The 20,858-nt window shown below is 32.5% G+C and carries 18 protein-coding genes and 1 riboswitch; of the genes, 3 read left to right on the top strand and 15 right to left on the bottom strand.

Features of this window, described 5'->3' with window-relative positions; genetic code table 11:
* Positions 1-114: 114 nt before the first annotated feature.
* From K8M07_RS04740 to cobU, 11 genes are all read right to left on the bottom strand, one after another.
* Positions 115-378 carry a YkoF family thiamine/hydroxymethylpyrimidine-binding protein gene (locus K8M07_RS04740; RefSeq protein ID WP_223376746.1) on the bottom strand — a complete coding sequence of 88 codons (264 nt, stop codon included), beginning with the start codon at positions 376-378 and terminating at the stop codon, positions 115-117.
* Positions 357-1,028: a class I SAM-dependent methyltransferase gene (locus K8M07_RS04735; protein WP_223376745.1), complete on the bottom strand. Its 672-nt coding sequence runs from the start codon at positions 1,026-1,028 to the stop codon at positions 357-359. Before K8M07_RS04735 ends, K8M07_RS04740 begins: the two co-directional genes overlap by 22 nt.
* Before the next feature lie 231 nt (positions 1,029-1,259).
* A complete protein-coding gene (locus tag K8M07_RS04730) occupies positions 1,260-1,478 on the bottom strand; it encodes a DUF3006 domain-containing protein (protein ID WP_223376744.1) in 219 nt (72 codons plus the stop codon).
* Between the two features lie 11 nt (positions 1,479-1,489).
* On the bottom strand, positions 1,490-2,668 hold the full coding sequence (locus K8M07_RS04725) for an MBL fold metallo-hydrolase (protein ID WP_223376743.1): 1,179 nt from the start codon (positions 2,666-2,668) through the stop codon (positions 1,490-1,492).
* Positions 2,669-2,955: 287 nt separating this feature from the next.
* Entirely contained in the window at positions 2,956-6,387 is a 3,432-nt protein-coding gene (locus K8M07_RS04720) for a pyruvate carboxylase (protein ID WP_223376742.1), read from the bottom strand.
* 41 nt (positions 6,388-6,428) lie between these two features.
* Positions 6,429-7,421, bottom strand: coding sequence for an isocitrate/isopropylmalate dehydrogenase family protein (locus K8M07_RS04715; protein WP_223376741.1), 993 nt, complete (start codon positions 7,419-7,421; stop codon positions 6,429-6,431).
* Positions 7,414-9,363 (bottom strand): aconitate hydratase, encoded by a 1,950-nt coding sequence (locus K8M07_RS04710; protein WP_223376740.1) that lies wholly within the window; start codon positions 9,361-9,363, stop codon positions 7,414-7,416. The genes K8M07_RS04715 and K8M07_RS04710 overlap by 8 nt, the downstream gene beginning before the upstream one ends.
* A gap of 28 nt (positions 9,364-9,391) precedes the next feature.
* Positions 9,392-10,738, bottom strand: a complete 1,347-nt coding sequence (locus K8M07_RS04705) for a 2-isopropylmalate synthase (RefSeq protein WP_223376739.1) — start codon at positions 10,736-10,738, stop codon at positions 9,392-9,394.
* Positions 10,739-11,036: 298 nt separating this feature from the next.
* Positions 11,037-11,627, bottom strand: coding sequence for a histidine phosphatase family protein (locus tag K8M07_RS04700; protein ID WP_223376738.1), 591 nt, complete (start codon positions 11,625-11,627; stop codon positions 11,037-11,039).
* Positions 11,618-12,382 carry an adenosylcobinamide-GDP ribazoletransferase gene (gene cobS, locus K8M07_RS04695; protein WP_223376737.1) on the bottom strand — a complete coding sequence of 255 codons (765 nt, stop codon included), beginning with the start codon at positions 12,380-12,382 and terminating at the stop codon, positions 11,618-11,620. The genes K8M07_RS04700 and cobS overlap by 10 nt, the downstream gene beginning before the upstream one ends.
* A complete protein-coding gene (cobU, locus tag K8M07_RS04690; RefSeq protein ID WP_223376736.1) occupies positions 12,352-12,888 on the bottom strand; it encodes a bifunctional adenosylcobinamide kinase/adenosylcobinamide-phosphate guanylyltransferase in 537 nt (178 codons plus the stop codon). Before cobU ends, cobS begins: the two co-directional genes overlap by 31 nt.
* Positions 12,889-13,047: 159 nt before the next feature.
* Positions 13,048-13,237: riboswitch (cobalamin riboswitch) on the top strand.
* 115 nt (positions 13,238-13,352) lie between these two features.
* Between cobU and K8M07_RS04685 the strand changes: the two genes are divergently transcribed.
* From K8M07_RS04685 to K8M07_RS04675, 3 genes are read left to right on the top strand one after another with little or no spacing between them, the layout of a single operon-like run.
* The gene (locus K8M07_RS04685) at positions 13,353-14,300 is read left to right on the top strand and encodes an ABC transporter substrate-binding protein (protein WP_223376735.1); all 948 of its coding nucleotides are present in this window, start codon (positions 13,353-13,355) and stop codon (positions 14,298-14,300) included.
* A 1-nt stretch (position 14,301) separates the two neighbouring features.
* Positions 14,302-15,297: a FecCD family ABC transporter permease gene (locus K8M07_RS04680; RefSeq protein ID WP_223376734.1), complete on the top strand. Its 996-nt coding sequence runs from the start codon at positions 14,302-14,304 to the stop codon at positions 15,295-15,297.
* A 1-nt stretch (position 15,298) separates the two neighbouring features.
* A complete protein-coding gene (locus K8M07_RS04675) occupies positions 15,299-16,123 on the top strand; it encodes an ABC transporter ATP-binding protein (protein WP_223376733.1) in 825 nt (274 codons plus the stop codon).
* 128 nt (positions 16,124-16,251) lie between these two features.
* Here K8M07_RS04675 and K8M07_RS04670 read toward each other — a convergent pair whose 3' ends face one another.
* The 4 genes from K8M07_RS04670 to K8M07_RS04655 all read right to left on the bottom strand — a co-directional run bounded on the left by K8M07_RS04670 (position 16,252) and on the right by K8M07_RS04655 (position 20,855).
* Positions 16,252-17,634 (bottom strand): FAD-binding oxidoreductase, encoded by a 1,383-nt coding sequence (locus tag K8M07_RS04670; RefSeq protein WP_223376732.1) that lies wholly within the window; start codon positions 17,632-17,634, stop codon positions 16,252-16,254.
* 15 nt (positions 17,635-17,649) lie between these two features.
* The gene (locus tag K8M07_RS04665; protein WP_223376731.1) at positions 17,650-18,615 is read right to left on the bottom strand and encodes an electron transfer flavoprotein subunit alpha/FixB family protein; all 966 of its coding nucleotides are present in this window, start codon (positions 18,613-18,615) and stop codon (positions 17,650-17,652) included.
* A 12-nt stretch (positions 18,616-18,627) separates the two neighbouring features.
* Positions 18,628-19,425: an electron transfer flavoprotein subunit beta/FixA family protein gene (locus K8M07_RS04660; protein WP_223376730.1), complete on the bottom strand. Its 798-nt coding sequence runs from the start codon at positions 19,423-19,425 to the stop codon at positions 18,628-18,630.
* Between the two features lie 65 nt (positions 19,426-19,490).
* The gene (locus tag K8M07_RS04655) at positions 19,491-20,855 is read right to left on the bottom strand and encodes a YjiH family protein (RefSeq protein WP_223376729.1); all 1,365 of its coding nucleotides are present in this window, start codon (positions 20,853-20,855) and stop codon (positions 19,491-19,493) included.
* Positions 20,856-20,858 lie beyond the last annotated feature (3 nt).

Genomic DNA, 20,858 nt, shown 5'->3' with positions numbered 1-20,858 from the left:
ACATTAAAAATTCTCACTAATTAGTCCACTTTTTTAAAGTATACATAATTAACTAATAATATGCAAAAAATATATTGATTTTTATTTATACGAATCCAAAACATTCACTGATATCTACTGTTCACATCCACAAACATTGGATAATTTAATATCCATAGTGAACTTACATTTTTCATCCATTTCATTAAAAATTTTTACAATCAAGCCATGTATTTTGTTTTTATCTCCTCTTATCGTAGTAGATAGTATTCCAATATCGTATTCTACATCATAGGATTTAATTATTTCCAATACTTTCTTTACATCTGTAACATAATCTTCAGACACAATTGGAATAAAGGCTATCTCACATGAAACTATTTTTCCCATAGTGCACATATAAAACCTCCCCTTTCCTCTTTAGATAATTCTAATTCCTTGTCCAAAGATATATTTTTTTCATCTGTATATGGTGGAATAAACAAGCATTCCCTAGTATCTACTAAATTGTTCTCTTTTAATCCTTTTAAATCTCCTGCTTTCTTAAGATCTGCATACTTGAATACGCTATCATCTTGAAATTTCTTAGATAGATACATTTCTCCCCATTTACTATCCTTGTTTATAACTCCAATTATTAACTTTCCGCTGGGTTTTAATACCCTAAATATTTCTATCATTGCTCTTTTAGGATTATTTACAAATTCAAATGCTGTAATCGAAAGTACTCCGTCAAAATATTCATCTTCAAATTTTAAATCATATACGTTCATATTATGAAATTCAATATCTAAATTTTCTTTTTTTGCCTTACTTTTCGCAACTTTAAGCATCTCATTAGATATATCTATGGCTACTACCTCACAACCCATTTTTGCTAATTTTATGCTAAAATTACCTGTACCACATCCTATATCTAATATCTTCATGCCTTCTTTTACTTTAAACAGATCAAAAACACATCTAGTTTCCACTTCATCAACATAACTTCCCATTTTGGTTTTATACCATTCATCATATGAGTTAGCTTCTTTATCAAATACAGCCATTTTATCACCTTCTCTGTAAATATTATGAACCTTTTACTTAAGAAAATTACTAGAAATTATACGATTTTATATATTAATTATACCACAAAAATGAGGAGATTAAAAAGAGGTGTGCATCCGCACACCTCTTTTTAATCCTGCTCAATCAAAATATGGTTTAAGGAATAAAGAACCCATTTATCAATACTAGTTCTTTCTAGTCTACTTCTCTAACATATTTAATTAATCTCACTATTCCTGCTCCCATAAATCCTCCATTAACTTATCAATACTTTTCTTTCTCTCTTTAGTAGCTTTTTCATCAACTTTAATACTGTCATCTTCTACTAAAAGAATATCCCCTTCTTTTACTTTTTTAGGAAGTTTATCTCTATTTATGTTTATCATGGTTCCGTCTTCTTTTTCACAAACTGCAAAGTTTCCTTCAAACCTGTCTATTGTAAACTTCATTTTATCCTCTCCTAATCTTCATATCTATGGATAAGATTTCCTAAATTATCGTATAGTTCCCCAGGATCGCTTTCTGAATTGTTCCATATATTACCTTGACCCCAGATTAGATCCCCTTCTTCATCTCCACTTGCTACTGTTACACTTTCACCTGCTTTTAGTGTGTAAGCAGGAAATGTATATTCCTGATTTCCCTTTATGGAGATAATTTTCCAACTGTCTAGATTAACATCTTCTGATGAATTGTTTTTTATAGTTACTGTTTCGCTTTTTTTATCGATATTTTGAATTATTATATCTGATTTGTTATTAAGTTCAATATCCAATGCATTCTTATCTATTGTTATGTCTTTCCCATCCGTTGTGGCTATAATAGTCTCTGATTTATCTGTCCTATATACATTTATATTATTTTCCTTTAATCTTTGTAAAATAATATCATGAGGATGACCATAACTATTGTCTTTACCTACCATTATAACTGCATGTTTTGGAGAAACTGCTTCTAAAAACAATTCTGTTGTTGAGCTTTCGCTTCCATGATGCCCTACCTTTAGTACATCTGCCGACAGGTCATATCCCTTATTTAGCATTTCTTGTTCAGAGATACCTTCTGCATCTCCAGTGAAAAGAAATGATGTATCCTCATACTCAAGTTTTATAACTATTGAATAATTATTTAATTCATCATATGTACTACTATTTGGAGCTAGCATAGTACATTTAGCATTCCCTAATTCAAAATTATCTCCAGATGTAGGTGTAGTTATTTTTAATCCTTTGTTTTTTGTAGCCAACAATACATCTTCAAAAGTCTTAGTATTATTTGAGACTTTAGGCATATAAATCTTTTTTACATCAAAATTATTGATAACTGTGTCCAGTCCACCGATATGGTCCTCATGTGGGTGTGTTCCTACTACAACATCCAATGTTTCTATGCCTTTATCTTTTAAATAGGAATAAATCAAATCCTCATCATCATTGTTGCCAGCATCGATCAACATATTTTTCCCTGTTGATGACTTAATAAGAATAGAATCAGCCTGGCCAACATCTATAAAGTGAACTTCAATATCTTCTGCTTCAGTAGGGTTATTGTTTTCTCCAAACGTTTCATTAACACAAGCTGCACTTATACTGCTAATACTTAATATTAAAGCAATAAATAGTATCAATTTCCTTTTCATATAGTTCTCTCCTTCCCTAGATATTCTAAATAATTATTATATCATAATTATGTGTTTTATCTTAGTTATATATCTGAAATTCCTTATACGTGTATCTCATGCTCACATATTATTTTTTATAATAGACTTATTGCTTTCGAGTGATTTATTGTGACTAAACTCTAATGACTTCTAGCCTTAAGGTAATTATTATTTATAAAAATGAACTAAGTGTTAACACTTAGTTCATTTTTATAAATCTTTTATATTCAAGTATATGGAAAAGTAAACCTGAATTATCAATTTATCTATTCTAATCTCATCAATAATTCTCCTGCTTCTACATTCTGACCTTCTTTTACAATTATTGATTTGACCGTACCATCAACGGATGCTGAAATATGATTCTCCATCTTCATTGCCTCAACTATTGCCACCACCTGGTTTTCTTTTATCTGTTCGCCAGGCTTTACTAGAATTTTGGATACAATTCCTGGCATACTCGCTCCAATTTCTGTTTTATTGTCTGGATCTGCCATTTGAATAAATGATTCTTCCTTTGATACATTGCTCGCTTTATCAAATATCTTTATTGCTCTTCTACTGCCATTGACTTCAAAGTACAAGGTTCTATATCCCTCGTCATCTATTCTACCTATTTCTACTAGTTTAATAACTAGTGTTTTTCCTTCTTCAATCTCTACTTCTCCGATTTCCCCTTCTCTTAGACCATAGAAAAATATATCGCTGCCCATTCTGCTAAAGTCACCTATTTCTTCTACATACTTCAAATAATCTTGAAATACCTTTGGATATAAAGCATAGGATAGTATGGCCTTTTTAGTTGGTTCTATATTATAATTGGTTTTCAAATGCTCCTCAATCTTTCCAAAGTCTTCAGGTTCTAATAATTGTCCTGGTCTACAGGTTATAGGCTTGTCTCCTTTTAGTACTAGCTTTTGTAGCCTTTCAGGAAATCCTCCCATTGGTTGACCCATCATTCCTTTAAAATAGGATACTAATGAATCTGGGAAAGCCATACCTTTAGCTTTTTCATATATATTTTCTGGAGTTAAATCATTTTGTACCATAAAGATTGCCATATCGCCTACAACTTTTGATGATGGAGTTACCTTTACTATGTCTCCTAACATTCCATTGACTACTTTGTACATTTCTTTAACTTCTTCAAATCTGTGTCCCAATCCAAAGCTTTCCACTTGTGGTTTAAGATTAGAATATTGTCCTCCAGGGATCTCATATTTATATATTTCTGTAGTTCCTGACTTTAATCCCGATTCAAATTTACTATATATTAGTCTGATTGTATTCCAATAATCAGAAATAATCTGTAAATCATCTAAATTCAATCCTGTACATCTCTCTGTATGTTCCAAAGCAGCAACTACAGAATTTAAAGCAGGTTGACTTGTTAATCCTGCCATGCTATTAAAGGCAGTATCTACAATATCTACTCCCGCATGGGTAGCCATCAATACTGATGCTACTCCATTACCACTGGTATCGTGAGTATGAAGATGTATTGGTATGTTTACCTCTTGCTTTAATGTTTTTATCAATTCATATGCAGCCTGAGGTTTTAGCAATGAAGACATATCTTTGATTCCCAGTATATGAGCTCCTGTTTTTTCTATTTCCTTTGCTGTTTTTACATAGTAATCTAAGGTGTACTTATCTTTCTTTTCATTTAAAATATCTCCTGTGTAGCATATACAAGCTTCAGCTACTTTATCAGCTTTTAGTACTTCTTCTATGGCTACTTTCATACCTTCTAACCAGTTTAATGAATCAAAGATTCTAAAGACATCTATTCCTCTTTTAGCTGATTCCTTTACAAATTCTCTTATTACGTTGTCTGGATAATTTTTGTATCCAACTCCATTAGCTCCTCTAAGAAGCATCTGAAATAAAATGTTGGGTATCTTCTTTCTTAATAATTCTAATCTTGTCCAAGGGGATTCCTTCAAAAATCTGTAAGCTACATCAAATGTAGCTCCTCCCCACATTTCCAAAGAAAATAAATCTTTAGCCAATGCGGAAGTTGCTTTTGCTATTCTAAACATATCTATAGTTCTCATTCTAGTAGCCATTAGAGATTGATGAGCATCTCTCATTGTTGTATCTGTAAGCAATAGGTTGTCTCTATTCTTAATCCAATCTACTAAACCTTCTGGACCTTTAGTATCCAATATTTGTTTAGTTCCACAAAGATCTTCTGGTCTGCTTACTTCTGGTATTCTAGGATAATCAAAATCCGGTTTATTTCCTTTTGTTTCATTAACAACCTTCTCGCCTATGAAGTTGAGTAATTTAAGTTCTATGTCTTTCTTAACATTGATATCAAATAGTTCTGGATTATCTACAATAAATCCAGTATCACATTTGCCTTCCAAAAATTTTTCATGATTTAAAACATTTATTAAGAAAGGTATATTAGTTTTAACACCTCTTATCTTAGTTTCTCTCAATGCTCTAATTGCTTTTCTAGTAGCATCCTCAAAAGTCCTAGACGAAGCCGTTATTTTAACTAGAAGACTATCATAATATGGACTTATGGCTGCACCTGTAAATCCGTTGCCTCCATCAAGCCTTATCCCAAATCCAGATCCAGTCCTATAGATATCTATATTCCCTGTATCTGGTGCGAAATTATTTAATGGGTCTTCTGTAGTCACCCTGCATTGAATAGCATAGCCTTTTGGTTTGATATCATCTTGTTCATTGATTCCTATTTGTTCTGAATCTAAAGAATATCCTTGAGCTATTAATATTTGGTTCTGAACTATATCAATTCCTGTAACCATTTCTGATACAGTATGTTCTACTTGGATTCTTGGATTGACTTCAATGAAATAATGATCTCCATATGCATCTAACAGAAATTCTACAGTCCCTGCATTGCTATAGTTAACAGCTTTCGCTATTTTTACTGCATCCTCACATATTTTTTCTCTCTGTTTTTCAGTTATAGCAAAAGCAGGAGTAAACTCTACAACTTTTTGATGTCTTCTTTGAATCGAGCAATCCCTCTCATGTAGATGTACAATGTTTCCATATTTGTCTCCTAATATTTGTACCTCTATATGTTTTGGTTTTTCAATATATTTTTCTATAAAGATATCATCAATGCCGAAAGCCTTTTTAGCTTCATTTTTAGCGCTGTAATATTCTTGTATTAGATCTTTTTCATCCCTTACTACCCTCATGCCTCGACCACCGCCACCAGCAGCTGCTTTTAAAATTACAGGGTAGCCACAGTAATTAGCTGCTTCAATAGCCTTTTCTTCAGAAAGTATAGCTTTCTCCTTACCTAATATGGTAGGTACCCCTACACTATTTGCTACCTTCTTGGATATTATCTTATCTCCTAACTTTTTCATCACTTTATAACTAGGTCCTATAAATTCGATTCCTACTTGTTCACATTTTTTTGCGAATTCGGGGTTTTCTGATAAAAACCCATAACCAGGATGTATGGCATCAACGCCTTTTTTTAGAGCTAACTTAATAATTTCATCTATGTTCAAATATGCTTCTATAGGGTTTTTATCCTTCCCTATTAAATAGGACTCGTCAGCTTTAATTCTAAAGAGAGAATTCTTATCTTCATCAGAATATATTGCTACAGTTCTTATCCCTAATTCGCTACATGCTCTAAATATTCTTATTGCAATTTCACCTCTATTTGCAACTAAGATCTTCTTGAATTTCTTTTTCATTTGAACTTCCCTCCATTAAATAAGAGTTTTATCATATAGTATTATCGTATATTTTCTAGTATACTTTGTGTGAACTGTTCAGTTCCAAGATTGCCTCCCAAATCCATGGTACGATTATTATCATCCTTAAATGTATTAGTTAATGCTTTTTCTATTTTAATTGCTGCACTGTTTTCTCCAATATGTTTAAGCATCATGGCGCCTGATAATATTGCAGAAGTAGGATTTGCTATGTTTTTCCCAGCAATATCCGGAGCAGTTCCATGAACGGCTTCAAATACAGCAATATCATCACCTATATTAGCTCCAGGTGCTAAACCTAATCCACCTATAATTCCAGCTGATAGATCAGATAATATATCTCCATATAGATTTGATGTAACTATTATATCATAATCTTGAGGATATTGAACAAGCTTCATACTCATAGCATCTACTATTACATCTTCAAACTCTATATCCCTATAGATTCCCGCATACTTTACACCACAATCTAAAAACAATCCATCTGAAAGCTTCATAATATTTGCTTTATGAACCAAGGTAACCTTCTTTCTTCCCTGAGATTTTGCTAAATCAAATGCAAATTTACATATCCTTTCACTTGCTTTTCTCGTTATTATCTTTATGCTTTCAGCTGCATCTTCACCAACCATATGCTCTATACCTGCGTACAAGTCTTCAGTATTTTCCCTAACTATTATTAAATCCACATTTTGATGAAGATTATCAATTCCTTTGAAGGATTTTATTGGCCGTATATTTGCGTATAGATTCAATTTTTGTCTTAATCCTACATTTATACTTCTATAACCCTTTCCGACAGGGGTTTTTATTGGTCCTTTTAATGCTATCCTTGTATCTTTTATATTAGCAACAAGATAATCCAATAGTTCTAAACCTTCATTTCTCTTAGAGTCTGTGTCTATTACATTCCAATTTATCTTAACTCCTGTAGCATCAATTACTTTCTTTGCAGCCAACATTACCTCTGGTCCTATGCCATCACCTAGTATTAATGTAATATCATGCATTATATACGAGCTCCTCTCTTAAAAGCTGGGACTTTATTAAATTTAAAAGACCACCAGCTTTAATCATGTTCCTTTGTCTATTAGTTATATCTAAAACCAATTTGTATTCTTGGTTTTTAGTTTTATTCTTCAAAATTACCGTATCCATTTCAATCTGTGTTGGAATATCCTCTAAAATCAATTCATCAAATACATCTATATTATTATAGTCATCCATATCATGAAATTCGAGAGGTACTATCCCATTGTTGATTAAATTTTGCTTATGAATTCTAGCAAATGATTTAGCAATAACTGCTTTAATCCCTAGATATAGTGGAACTAAGGCTGCATGTTCTCTACTGGATCCTTGTCCATAGTTATATCCTCCAACTATAATACCTCCACCTAATTCCTTCGCTCTCTTTGAAAAGTCCGGATCACAAGGAGCCAAACAATAATCTGATAGATAAGGTATATTAGACCTATAAGGTAGTAGTTTTGCATTAGAAGGCATTATATGATCAGTAGTTATATCATCTTCAACCTTTATCAAAACTTTATCTGCTATCTCTTTACCTAAAGACTTGTTTTGAGGGAAAGGCTTTATATTTGGTCCTCTTATGACTTCAACATCAAAGTCAGATTCTATTGGAGAGATTATTAAATTATCATTTATCAAAAACTCTTCTGGCATTTGTGCATCTACATTCCCCATATACTCTATTGGATTGGTAATATATCCTTTTATAACAGACACAGCAGCTACTTCTGGACTTGCCAAGTATACATTTGCAGAAGAAGTTCCGGATCGTCCCTTAAAATTTCTATTGAAGGTTCTAAGTGAAACCCCTTTTGTACTTGGTGCCTGTCCCATACCAATACAAGGTCCACAGCCAGATTCAAGTATTCTTGCCCCTGCTGAAATAAGCTTTGCTAATGCTCCATTTTCAGCAAGCATATTTAATACCTGTTTTGAGCCTGGAGAAATAACTAGTGAAACATTTTCTGCTATTGTCTTTCCTTCTAAAATCTTGGCTACTTTCATTAAATCCACATAGGATGAATTGGTACAGCTTCCTATGGCTACTTGGTCTACCTTAATGTGTTTTAAAGCAGATACAGGAACCACATTATCAGGACTATGTGGACAAGCTACTAGAGATTCTAATTTATCAAGATCTATCTCAATTATCTCATCATAATCAGCATTATCATCTGCCAAAATTTCTGTATAGTCCTTTTCTCTTCCTTGCGCTTTTAAAAACTCATAAGTAACTTCATCAGATGGAAATATGGAAGTAGTAGCTCCTAATTCGGCCCCCATATTTGTTATTGTGGCTCTTTCTGGTACAGTTAAATATTCAATTCCTTCACCACCATATTCAAATATCTTATTTAATCCACCTTTAACTTTACACCTTCTTAAAACCTCAAGTATTATGTCCTTAGCTGATGTACCTGGTTTCAATTTGCCCTTCAATTCTACCTTCACGATTTGTGGCATTGTAATATAGTACTCCCCTCCAGCCATGGCAACTGCTACATCAAGACCACCTGCTCCTATGGCAAGCATTCCCATGCCACCACAAGTTGGAGTATGGCTATCAGAACCTAAAAGGGTTTGACCGGGTACACCAAACCTTTCTAGGTGTACCTGATGGCATATTCCATTACCTGGCTTAGAGAAGTATATCCCATGTTTTTTGGCTACGGTTTGTATATATAGATGATCATCTGCATTTTCTGGTCCTGTTTGAAGCATGTTATGATCAATGTATGCTACAGATTTTTTTGTTTTAACCTTGCCTATGCCCATAGCTTCAAATTGAAGATAAGCCATAGTACCAGTAGAATCTTGAGTAATAGTCTGATCTATTTTTAAACCGATTTCAGTTCCTTTTTCTATATTGCCAGTCATTATATGATTCTTTATTATCTTTTCTGCTACTGTTAATTTCATGTCATTTCCTCCATTCCACATTCTATTTCTAAATAGCTTCAATCTTTTCATCTCCTAATATATTAGGGACGTACTTTAATACTAATTCTTTTAATTCATCGTTTTTAATATTTGAAGTTCTCCCATTGGCATACTCTTCATCAATCCATTTTTTAATTGGAAGTATTCTTCTATCACCTTTATCAATTTTATTATCGTCGTCTAATTTAAAATAACTATTTATCCATGCTGCTATTCCTGCAAGTCCAGAGTAGTTATTGATTGCCACTATTGGAGGACTACCTAAAATCTTTTCTGTATCGAAACTATTATATATCTCTTTATTCTTTAACATTCCATCAGCATGTATGCCAGCTCGTGTAACATTGAATTCACTTCCAACAAAAGGCGTACGCCTTGGAATCTTATATTTTAATTCATCTTGAAAATAATCAGCCATTTTTGAAATCACTTTTAAATCCATATTTTTGGTATTGCCTTTCACCTGTCCATATTGGAATACCATAGCTTCTAGAGGACAATTTCCAGTTCTCTCGCCAATTCCAAATAATGTGGTATTAACAGAGGATCCACCATATAACCAGGAGGTAGTTGAATTGGCTACTACTAAATGAAAGTCATTATGCCCATGCCATTCAATAGATTCTGAAGGTACATTGCAGTGATACCTTAGTCCATGAACAATAGCCGATGTGCTTCTTGGCAATTCTACTCCTGTATGAGGAATTCCCACTCCTAAAGTATCGCAAGCCCTTATTTTAACGGGTATCTCATATTTTTCTGATAGTTCCATAAGGTTTTTTGCTAAAGGTGCTACGAATCCCCAAAAATCAGCTCTTGTTATATCTTCAAAATGACATCTTGGAATAATCCCCTCTTCCAGAGCACTTTCAGCAATATAAAGGTAGGATTTCATAGCTTTCCTCCTAGTCATATTTAATTTATGAAATATATGATAATCTGAGCAAGACATTAATATTCCTGTCTCTTTTATTCCCATTTCTTTTACTAATTTAAAATCATCCTTATTTGCTCTTATCCATGAAGTTATCTGTGGGAACTTATATCCTCTTGCCATGCATTCTTTTACAGCTTTCCTGTCCTTTTCAGAGTATAGAAAGAATTCAGTCTGTCTTATAACCCCTGAATCATTATCTAATTGATGTAGATAATCAAAAATCTGAACCATTTGATCTACTGTCATAGATGACATTGACTGCTGTCCATCTCTAAATGTAGTATCCGTTATCCATATATCATCTGGCAATTCCATTGGTAACTGAATATTATTAAAATCAATTTTTGGAATTTCTGAATAAGGAAATACCTTTTTAAAAAGATTTGGTCTTAATGTATCGATTCCAGTATAATCCATATTACTGCCCCCTTTGATTAGATTGTTTTGCAAGTTTAGACATGCCATATTTCATTTAAAAGTTATTCTAACATAATAATTTATTTATGGCAAGTATTATTTGCAAGTTTTTTAATATCTATTTCATTTTTCTAATATAAGAATGTTTTATTACTGTTTCATTCATTTATATTTGAATAAAAATTAGGGACTCCATTTTTTATAAAAATTAAAAATGAAGTCCCTTTTTAATCACTAGTGTATAAGTCTCCCATCTTCTACAAGTAGGAAATGTAAGCACCGTAAAATTAATAATTCATCATAGGCTTGGAGCACAGGTTATACTATAATTAGTCTTTTTAATATATTTAAATCCATATTTATCTATGGAGACTATATTAACACTACCATTTCCCACTTTAAACTTGAAAAAATAATCTATCTTGTCGAATACCCAGCTTAGAGCAATTCTAATAACTCCATCATGACATACTAAAACCACATCTTCATCTCTTTCAGATAGTTCTTCTAAAAAAGACGTAACTCTATCATAGGCTAACTTTATGCTTTCGCCTCTAGGAGTTATAAAGTTTATATAGTCTTCATTCCATAATTTAGCTTCTTCTGGAAACTTATCCAATATGGTTTCATAGGTATTCCCTTCAAACAATCCAAAATCCACTTCTCTAATTCTTTCTTCTCTTTCCGCATTTAACCCCAGTATTTTCATAGTCTCAATAGCTCTATATAAAGGACTTGTGTACACCTTATCAAAGGATAAATTATCTATAAAGAGTTTAGTTCTTCTAATCTGTTCTTTACCTTCATCCGTTAATTTTGTATCCTTCGTACTAAATACCTTTCTAACATTATCTTCAGTTTGTCCATGACGTATCAATATTATATCCATTTCATCACTCCTATAAAGGTTATTAAAGATATTATCTCGCCAATCTCTATAGTGGCTCCATATACATCGCCAGTGAAGCCATCTATTTTTCTATATGTTATTTTAGTCATCATTTCTCCCATTAAAAAAGAAAATAACAGAGGTATTAAATAGACCGGATTGATCAATAAAATTATTGCTATATATGCAACTCCTCCTAACATAGCATATTTTTTAGGGTTACTACTATGAAACATATCCCCTAACCCACCTTTTCTACCAACTTTTTTAGTAGACATTATGTATGATATTATTAAACGACTATTTCCATAGGATAGTCCTAGTATTAAAGGAATATTTCCTTCTATATGATATATAAGAACATATTTGAGGAAAATATCCAGTACTATAGCTATAACACCAAAAGCACCTATACGGCTATCCTTCATTATTTCAAGCATCCTATTCTTGTCTCTATAGGATAAAAATCCATCACAGGTATCCGATAATCCATCTAAATGAAGACCTCCTGTTACTACTATCATAGCCATCAATGCAAAGAAAGCGCCTATGGATTCGTTTAAATAGCTAAATATATGATAAAACACGCATCCAATTACACCAATTATTATACCTATCATAGGAAAGAAAAAAACACTTTTTGAAAGTTTTTCATCATTAAAATCTACAGATTTTTTTATAGGTAATCGTGTCAAAAATTGAGCAGCTAATATAAATCCATCTATCATTTTATTTTCACCGGTATACCACAACATACCAAATAAACCTCATGAGATAGAGCTGCTATCTTTTGATTTATTCTACCTTGGATATCTCTAAATACTCTACTTATATGATTATCCGGAACTAAGGAGTAACCTACTTCATTGGTTACTAGTACTAAATTGTGCTTTTTATTTTCTATAGCTTTTATAAGGGTGTATAACTCTTTATATATTTTATCTTCAACCTTTTGTTGTAATTGATAGCCTATAAATTCCTCATCTTTAGTCATATCAAACATTATATTGGATGTAAGAATGGTTATACAATCTAATAGATAATTTTTTTCTTCTCCTAAAGCACTAATCAGAGAATAATTTCCTTCATAAGTTCGCCAATATGAGGGACGACTTTTTTGATGTAACATAACCCTTTCTTCCATCTCCTTATCAGATATTTTGGATGTAGCAATATATACCACGTCTTTTCTGTCTTTGTAAAAACCTTCTGCGAAGGTACTTTTGCCACTACGTGCTCCACCGGTAATTAGAATAACCATATTATCACCTCAGTTATTATTGTTTTTCCTATGTGTATCAGTATTTTTTTATTATACTATTTGACTATATGATTATAAGTATATCATACAAATATCCTTATGAAATAATTAAAATTGTTGACTAAAATATTGAGTAGATGTAAAATATATGTACACAAATTAATAGAAAAATCTTATGGTTTGAAAATTAAAAGGGAAGACGGGTGAAAATCCCGCGCAGCCCCCGCTACTGTAAGCGAAGATGAAACCCTAATATACCACTATCAATCACTTGCTGATTATCCGATGGGAAGGTAGGGTGGAAAATGACTCGTAAGCCAGGAGACCTGCCACAAGATTTAGTTCGATAAGTTACCTTCGGAGGGAAGGTTAGATAAAATCTTTTTCTTGATTTTTGCAAACAAGGTCTACCTCTGTGGGTAGGCCTTGTTTGATTTTAAAAATTTATGATTAGGAGGATATTTATGAAGAAGTATAAAAACTTACTTATTACGCTATTAGCAATTGTTTTAGCTCTTTCACTAACAGCTTGTTCTATAAATGGCTCTATAAATTCACAAGATGAATCTGAGAAATCAATAGAAACTGCTAATAACCAGTTTCCGTTAAGGATTACTGATTTTTTAGGAAGAGAAATAACTATAAACAAAGAACCTGAAAACATAGTCTCGCTTTCACCTTCTACCACAGAACTTATATATGCCCTAGGAGCAGGGGATAAAATTGTAGGTGTTACAGACTATGATAATTACCCACCTGAAGTTGAAGATGTGCCAAAAGTAGGAGGGTATGTAGGACCAAATGTTGAAATGATTACTGCTCAAAATCCTGATATAATATTTGTCTCTCCTCTTTCTGGCAAAGATGAGATGGAGTCTTTGGAGAATATGAACATACCTGTTGTAATGTTAGAATCTACAAATATTGACCAGATATATAAATCTATAAAGATAATAAGCCGTATAACCAATACTAAGCAAAAAGGTGAAGAGGTAGCTAAAGAGATGCAGGATAAAATAAAGCAAATAAACGATACAGTACAAGATCTACCAACAGCTAAAGTGTTTTATCTGGTCTCACTTAATGGAAACTGGACAGCTGGTAAAGGCACATTTATTGATGAAATTATAAATCTTGCCGGTGGCGAAAATATTGCAGAGGACGTAGATGGTTGGAGTAAGTATAGCATGGAAGAATTAGTCAACAAAAATCCCGACGTAATAATAACAGCTGCTCATGCTGGTGATGTTAAATCCTTAAAAACTATAGAAGGATATAAGGATACAAAGGCTGTCAAAAACGACAACGTATTTATTTTAAGTAATGATGATTTGATATCGAGAGCTTCTAACAGAATCATTTTTGGACTTGAAGAGATTGCTAAATTCTTACACCCGGAGGCATTTAATTAAAATGAAACTGAAAAAAACTATTTACTTTATCATAGCCCTATTATTACTCTTATTTATATTCATAATATCTATTTCAATAGGAACAGTAAAAATTCCTGTACATGAAATTATAAATATATTTAATGGCGGAGGAAATGAAACTTCTAGGACCATAATACTAAATTTAAGACTTCCAAGAGTAATTGCATCAGCAGTGGTAGGAATGGGGCTTTCAGTTGTGGGAGCGTTTTTTCAAGGGTTATTGAGAAATCCGATGGCAGACCCTTATGTTTTAGGAATATCTTCTGGAGCAGCCTTCGGAGCTACCATTGCCATAATATCAGGTTTTGGAATGTTCGGACTTAATTTTATGGCCTTTGTTGCTTCTTTGATTACGGTATTTCTTGTATACATTATCTCCAAAACTGGGACAAAGGTGTCCATGACTGCTATGCTGTTAGCCGGAACAGCTATAAGCGCTTTTATATCTGCGATTATATCTCTTATTATGCTTATAAATCATGATGAATTTACTAGGATTGTTTTCTGGACTATGGGAGGATTTAATCTTATAAACTGGAATAGTGTAGCCTTCACTACTCCTATAATATTAATTGGTTCTCTTGCTATGTATGTATTTTCAAGGGATATAAATGCTATATTGACTGGAGAGGAAGCTGCAGAACATCTAGGTATAAATACAACATTGGTTAAAAAAATAATTCTTGTAATAGGTTCCTTAGTTACTGCAGCAGCTGTATCAATCAGTGGAATTATAGGTTTTGTTGGACTTATAATACCACATATATCCAGGATTATTGTAGGTCCTGACAATAGAGTTCTTGTTCCCTTTAGTGCTATATCGGGTGCAATATTTTTGACCTGTGCCAATACTTTATCCCAGATTATTTTAAAACCTTCTGAAATACCAATTGGGATAATCACCGCTACATTTGGAGGACCATTTTTTATATATCTATTGATAAAACATAAACGAAAAGGTGAAAGGATGTTTTAATATGGCTATTCTACGAGTGGATAATTTACATTTTTCCTATGGAAAAAAGAAAATTTTAAAGGGAATTAATTTTAGCATAGATAAAAGTATGTTAATAGGAATAATTGGTGCAAATGGAAGCGGCAAAACTACCCTTTTAAAGAATATCTCTGGGTATTTGAAATCAACATCGGGAAATGTTTTTATTGCCGGAAAAAATATTAAAGATTTTACTATAAAAGAAAAATCCAGATATATAGGTTATGTACCTCAGGATATAATCTATGATTTTCAATTTAATTGTTTCGATGTAATCATGATGGGAAGAATCCCTTTTCTAAAAAGGTTTCAAATGGAAAGAAAAGAAGATAAAGATATTGTGAAGAAATGTATGAAAATCACAAATACCTGGCAGTTTAAAAAAACTAGCATAAAAAAGTTAAGTGGTGGAGAAAGACAAAGGGTTTATATAGCAAGAGCATTAGCTCAAAATCCTAAAATTTTGCTCATGGATGAGCCAGTTTCACATCTTGATATAAAATACCAAATTGAAATATTATCCCTTGTAAAAGATTTATCCTTAAATGGAATTCTTGTAATTACTGTTCTTCATGATATTAATATTGCTTCACAATTTTGCGATGAAATCTTTATAATGAAAGAAGGTAAAATAATAGATTCCGGCTATCCTAAGAACGTTATAACACCGAATAATATAAAATCAGCCTTTTCAATAGACGTAGAATTGTTTGAAAATCCAACCACCCATATTCCTTATGTTATTGCCAGCTTAAATGAAAAAAACAACCCTGCTTATCGCAGCTATGAAAGTAATAAAATACTATAGAAAAATATCAGAAGGACCCTCTACCTATTATCTTATTGTGCATGGAGAAGGTCCAGAATTTATCAAAAAGGTTATGGACAAGCCTTTAATATATATTGGGAAACTAATCTAGCTCAAGGAAAAGATACTTAATCAAAAATTGTGCCTGGATTTAAGATATTATTTGGGTCGAATAGCTTCTTTATCCCTTTCATTAAATTTATTTCTGTTTCAGATTTTTGAAGTTTTAGATCTTTTTTTCTCAATTTACCTATACCATGTTCACCAGTTATAGTTCCATTATATTTAAAACATGTCTTAAATATTCTTTCTTTCAATTCCTCTGCATAGTTTGGCATTTCTCCATCTACTAAAACAATATCGCTGTGTATATTACCATCGGCTATATGAGCTGTAATGTTGGTAAATGTGTTGTATTCATTTGCCAGATCCTTCAAGTCCTTTAAATATGCTGGAATGTCTGCTACAGGTACTGCAGTATCAAAAGAATGACCTATAATATCCTTTATATATTCATAATGTTGGCTTCTAATCAATAATAGTTCATCCTGTTCGCTTTTTTTGCCTGCAAACAATGTTTCATAGGAATTGTTTTTTATACATATATCATTTATCTGCCTACATGTTTCATATAATAAATCTTCTGTTTTTTCAGATATAATAATCATTAAGTCTGCATTACCTTCATTAGCCTGCCATTCCGTTCCAAGCATCTTTGCTGTTTCTACAAATAGATGTTTATCCTGATATTCAACAGCAAGTGGCGTTACACCACTTTTTAATATCTGAAGTACTGCATTTGACGCATCATTGAAGTTTTTAAATGGTGCTACTATTGTTGCTGAATATTTATCTTTTGGATATATTTTAAGTACAACTTTTGTTACTACTGCTAAGGTTCCCTCACTACCTATTATCAACTGCATTAAATTATAGCCTGCATTATTCTTTAATAGTTTTCCACCTAACTCTAAAACCTCTCCATTAGGTAATACAACTTCCATGCCTTGAATATGTTTTCGCATTACACCATGTTTAACAGCTCGTGCTCCACCTGCGTTGGTAACTGCCATGCCACCAATTTGAGCTCCTTCATCTCCGGGATGAACTGGGAAGCCTGTACCTTCATATTTTCCTAACTCTTCGAGTAGTTGGAAAAGTGTAACTCCTGCTTCAAGAACAGCAACCATATTATCCTCATCTATTTCGATAATCTTATTAAATCTTTCTGTTGATAATATTATACTTTCTCTTATAGGAGTGCATGCTCCTGAAAGTCCTGTACCGCCACCACGTATAACAACAGTCAAATTATTCTTATTCGCATATTTCATTATCATGGAAATTTCATCTGTATCTTTAGGTTTTACAACTATTGAATCTTCATTTGCTTTAGGTCTCATTGTATGTTCAATCTCATCGTAAAAATATGACATTTTTTGTTCTATATCATCTATTACATAATCTTTTCCAACTATGCTTATCATCTTATCTATTACTTTACTCTCCATCTGTAATCTCTCCTATTATAAGTCCCTTATTAGATTGGGAATTATTTCGTATATATCTCCAACATATCCATAATCAGCTATAGAAAATATAGGTGCTGAAGAATCAGAATTTATGGCTATTATTGTTTCAGATTCTTTCATACCTGCTAGATGTTGTGGTGCTCCTGATATTCCACAGGCTATATATATTTTAGGTTTTACCCTATTTCCGCTATATCCTACTTGATATACACTACCAATCATGCCTGCATCTACTAAAGCTCTTGACGCCCCTATTACTCCACCTACTTTATTTGCAAAGTCTTTAATCATCTTCAAATCTTCCTTTTTCTTAATAGCCCTTCCAGTAGCCACTACTATCTGGGCTTCAGTAATGTTTACATCGTTTTCATTAAATGACTGTACTATTTCAACTTCATCATATTTATCCATATATGGCTTTATTTTAACTACATTTATTTCCCTATCAACGTTTCTCTCTGCCTCATCAAATTCCTTATACCTGATAGTTGCCATTTTAGGATATGTAACGGTCTTTATATGTGCTAATATATTATCGCTAAATGCAGGTCTAACTTGAATAAAATTATTATCATCGTCAATTTGTAACTCAGTACAATCTGCAGTTAGCCCTGTTTTTAAAGCTGCAGCAATCCTTGGAGCTATTGAACGTCCAAAATTAGTTGCTCCTATTAGAATTATTTCTGGCTTATTTTCATCTATGAACTTCACTATATTCTGTTTATATAGATATTCTTCAGGTTTTGAAAAGTTTTCAGACTTCATATAATATACAGTTTCTGCTCCTCTATAATTAAGCTCCTCTACGTGTATTCCATCATCACCTAATAATAGACAATCTAATGGTACATTGAGTTCATCAGCTAACTCTCTTCCCTTGTTTAGCAATTCATAGCTTACTTTGTGAATAATATTATCATTTTGTTCTGCAATTACTAATATTCCTTTGTATTCATCCATTATTCCACCTTCTTATATTGTACTTTCTGACTTTATTTCTTTTTTTATTGCTTCCTTAAATGTTACATAATCATCCTTATATATATGACCGGTTCTCTCAACAGGGTTAGGAATTACAATCTTTGCAATCTTGGTGGGGGAACCTTTAAAGCCAGTTTCATCTGCATCTATATGTTCATATAAATCATCTAATGAAATTTTCTCTACATCAATTTCCAATGATTTTAGCTTTCTATTTACAGTAGGTAATTTAGGCAGATTGATATTTTTTGTAACTCCAATAAGAGCAGGTAATTTCATCCTTCTAACTTGCTTACTGCCACATATATTTTCTATTACTACTTCTATTTCCGTTTTATCTATACTATTTATATTCTCAACATAATATGCATGTGGCATGTCAAGAAATTCTGCCACTTCTGCCCCTACCTGTGCTGTATCACCATCTACGGATTTTTCACCACAGATAATTAAATCAAATGTTCCTAAATATTTTATGCCAGCAGATAAGGTTCTTGATGTAGCACATGTATCTGCACCGCTAAATCTACAATCAGTCATCAAAACTACATTATCAGCGCCTCGTGCATATGCATCTCTCAAAGACTTTTCTGCTCTTAGAGGTCCCATAGTCAATACTGTAATGTCTGCTCCATATTTATTTTTTATATCTATTGCAGATTGTAAAGCATTCATATCAAAGGGATTAATTTCAGATTCAGCAGATGATCTATTCACTACTCCTTTTTCACTATCAAACTTAACTTTCTCCATATCAGGTACTTCCTTTATGAGAACAAGTATATTCATACTACCACCCCTATACTTCAACTTTGTTTAAAATAAAAAACCTCCATTAATTTATTTGGTACCGCTTAAGCGATACCAAATAAATTAGTCAATAAAACTATAATGGGCAATGCTATAATTGTTTTTTCCAAAAATATTACTAAAACATCCTTGAAGCCTATTGGCACTTTAGATGTTATAATAAGTGTTCCAACTTCTGTCATATATATAATTTGAACCAATGAAAGAACGCCTATTACAAACCTTGTCTTTAATGACCCAATGCTAGCAGCTAATACAGCTGGTATAAACATATCCACAAACCCTACTATAGTTGCAGGTGCTGCAGCAAATGCTTCTTCTATTCCCAGTAGTTGTAGGTAATATCCAAAAGGTATGGACAACCAATCAAATACAGGCGTATAAGTGGCTAATATTGTTGCAATAGTACCAAATGACATAACAAGCGGTGTAAGAGAAAATATAATGCCAAGAAACATATCTATTCCTTTATACAGCACTCCTTTAACATCATCTGCTTTATCAGCCTTTGCAACTGCACGTTGTAATGCCCATTGAGATTTTGTTATACCTACAGGTTCTTTTTCACTTATTTGTTTGCCTACAGGAGCATAATATTCATCTGAATATCTACTTAGAGGAGGTATCCTTGTCATGATTATAACGCTTAATACTCCCGTAATACATAGTATTAGATAAAATGAAATGAATAAATGATCTACACCCAACATGGCTGCTATAACAAGACAAAACGGTAATGAGACAGCAGAAAAACATGTTGCTATGATTGCAGATTCTCTTGCAGTATAATAGCCTTGTTCATACTGAGTGGTTGTTAAAACCACACCTACATTGCAGTTGCCTACCCATGATGCAAGCAAATCGATTGCTGCTCTACCAGGAAGTCTAAACAAAGGCTTAATGAAGTTTCTAATGATAGTTCCTACATAATCCATTATTCCATAATCCGTCAATAGAGGAATTAAAAACGATGCTGCAAAGAACCATGCTATTAAGGTTTCTAACAATCCCATCATCGTACCACCAGTATCAGTTGAAATAATGAATTCTGGACCTATTTGCATATATACTAAAACTGACACAATTGCTCCAATTATTTTAAAAACAAGATAAAAATTGCTTGTAACAAAAAGTTTACTTAGAAGTTTATCGTCCAATATGGTCTTCGGCTTAAAGGTTGTTGCTATCGTAGACAAAATAGCTGATATAACGATAATTATTGTGATAAAGGTTGGCGCTACAGGTTTAATTGCACCTGCAAGCCACTCAGAAATAATGCCAAGAGGTATATTTATTGATCCTTCCCAAGGGATGGGAAATAAAAATACAAATACACCTATCATTGAAGGTATAATAAATTTTAGAATTTCCTTTTTATTTAAATTTTTAATATTAAGTTCACTATCCATGAA

The organism is Schnuerera sp. xch1 (assembly GCF_019931165.1).
Classification (GTDB): domain Bacteria; phylum Bacillota; class Clostridia; order Tissierellales; family Tepidimicrobiaceae; genus JAIOUP01.
The sequence above is the reverse complement of the archived record's forward strand: the minus strand, read 5'-3'. Positions and strand labels throughout refer to the sequence as shown.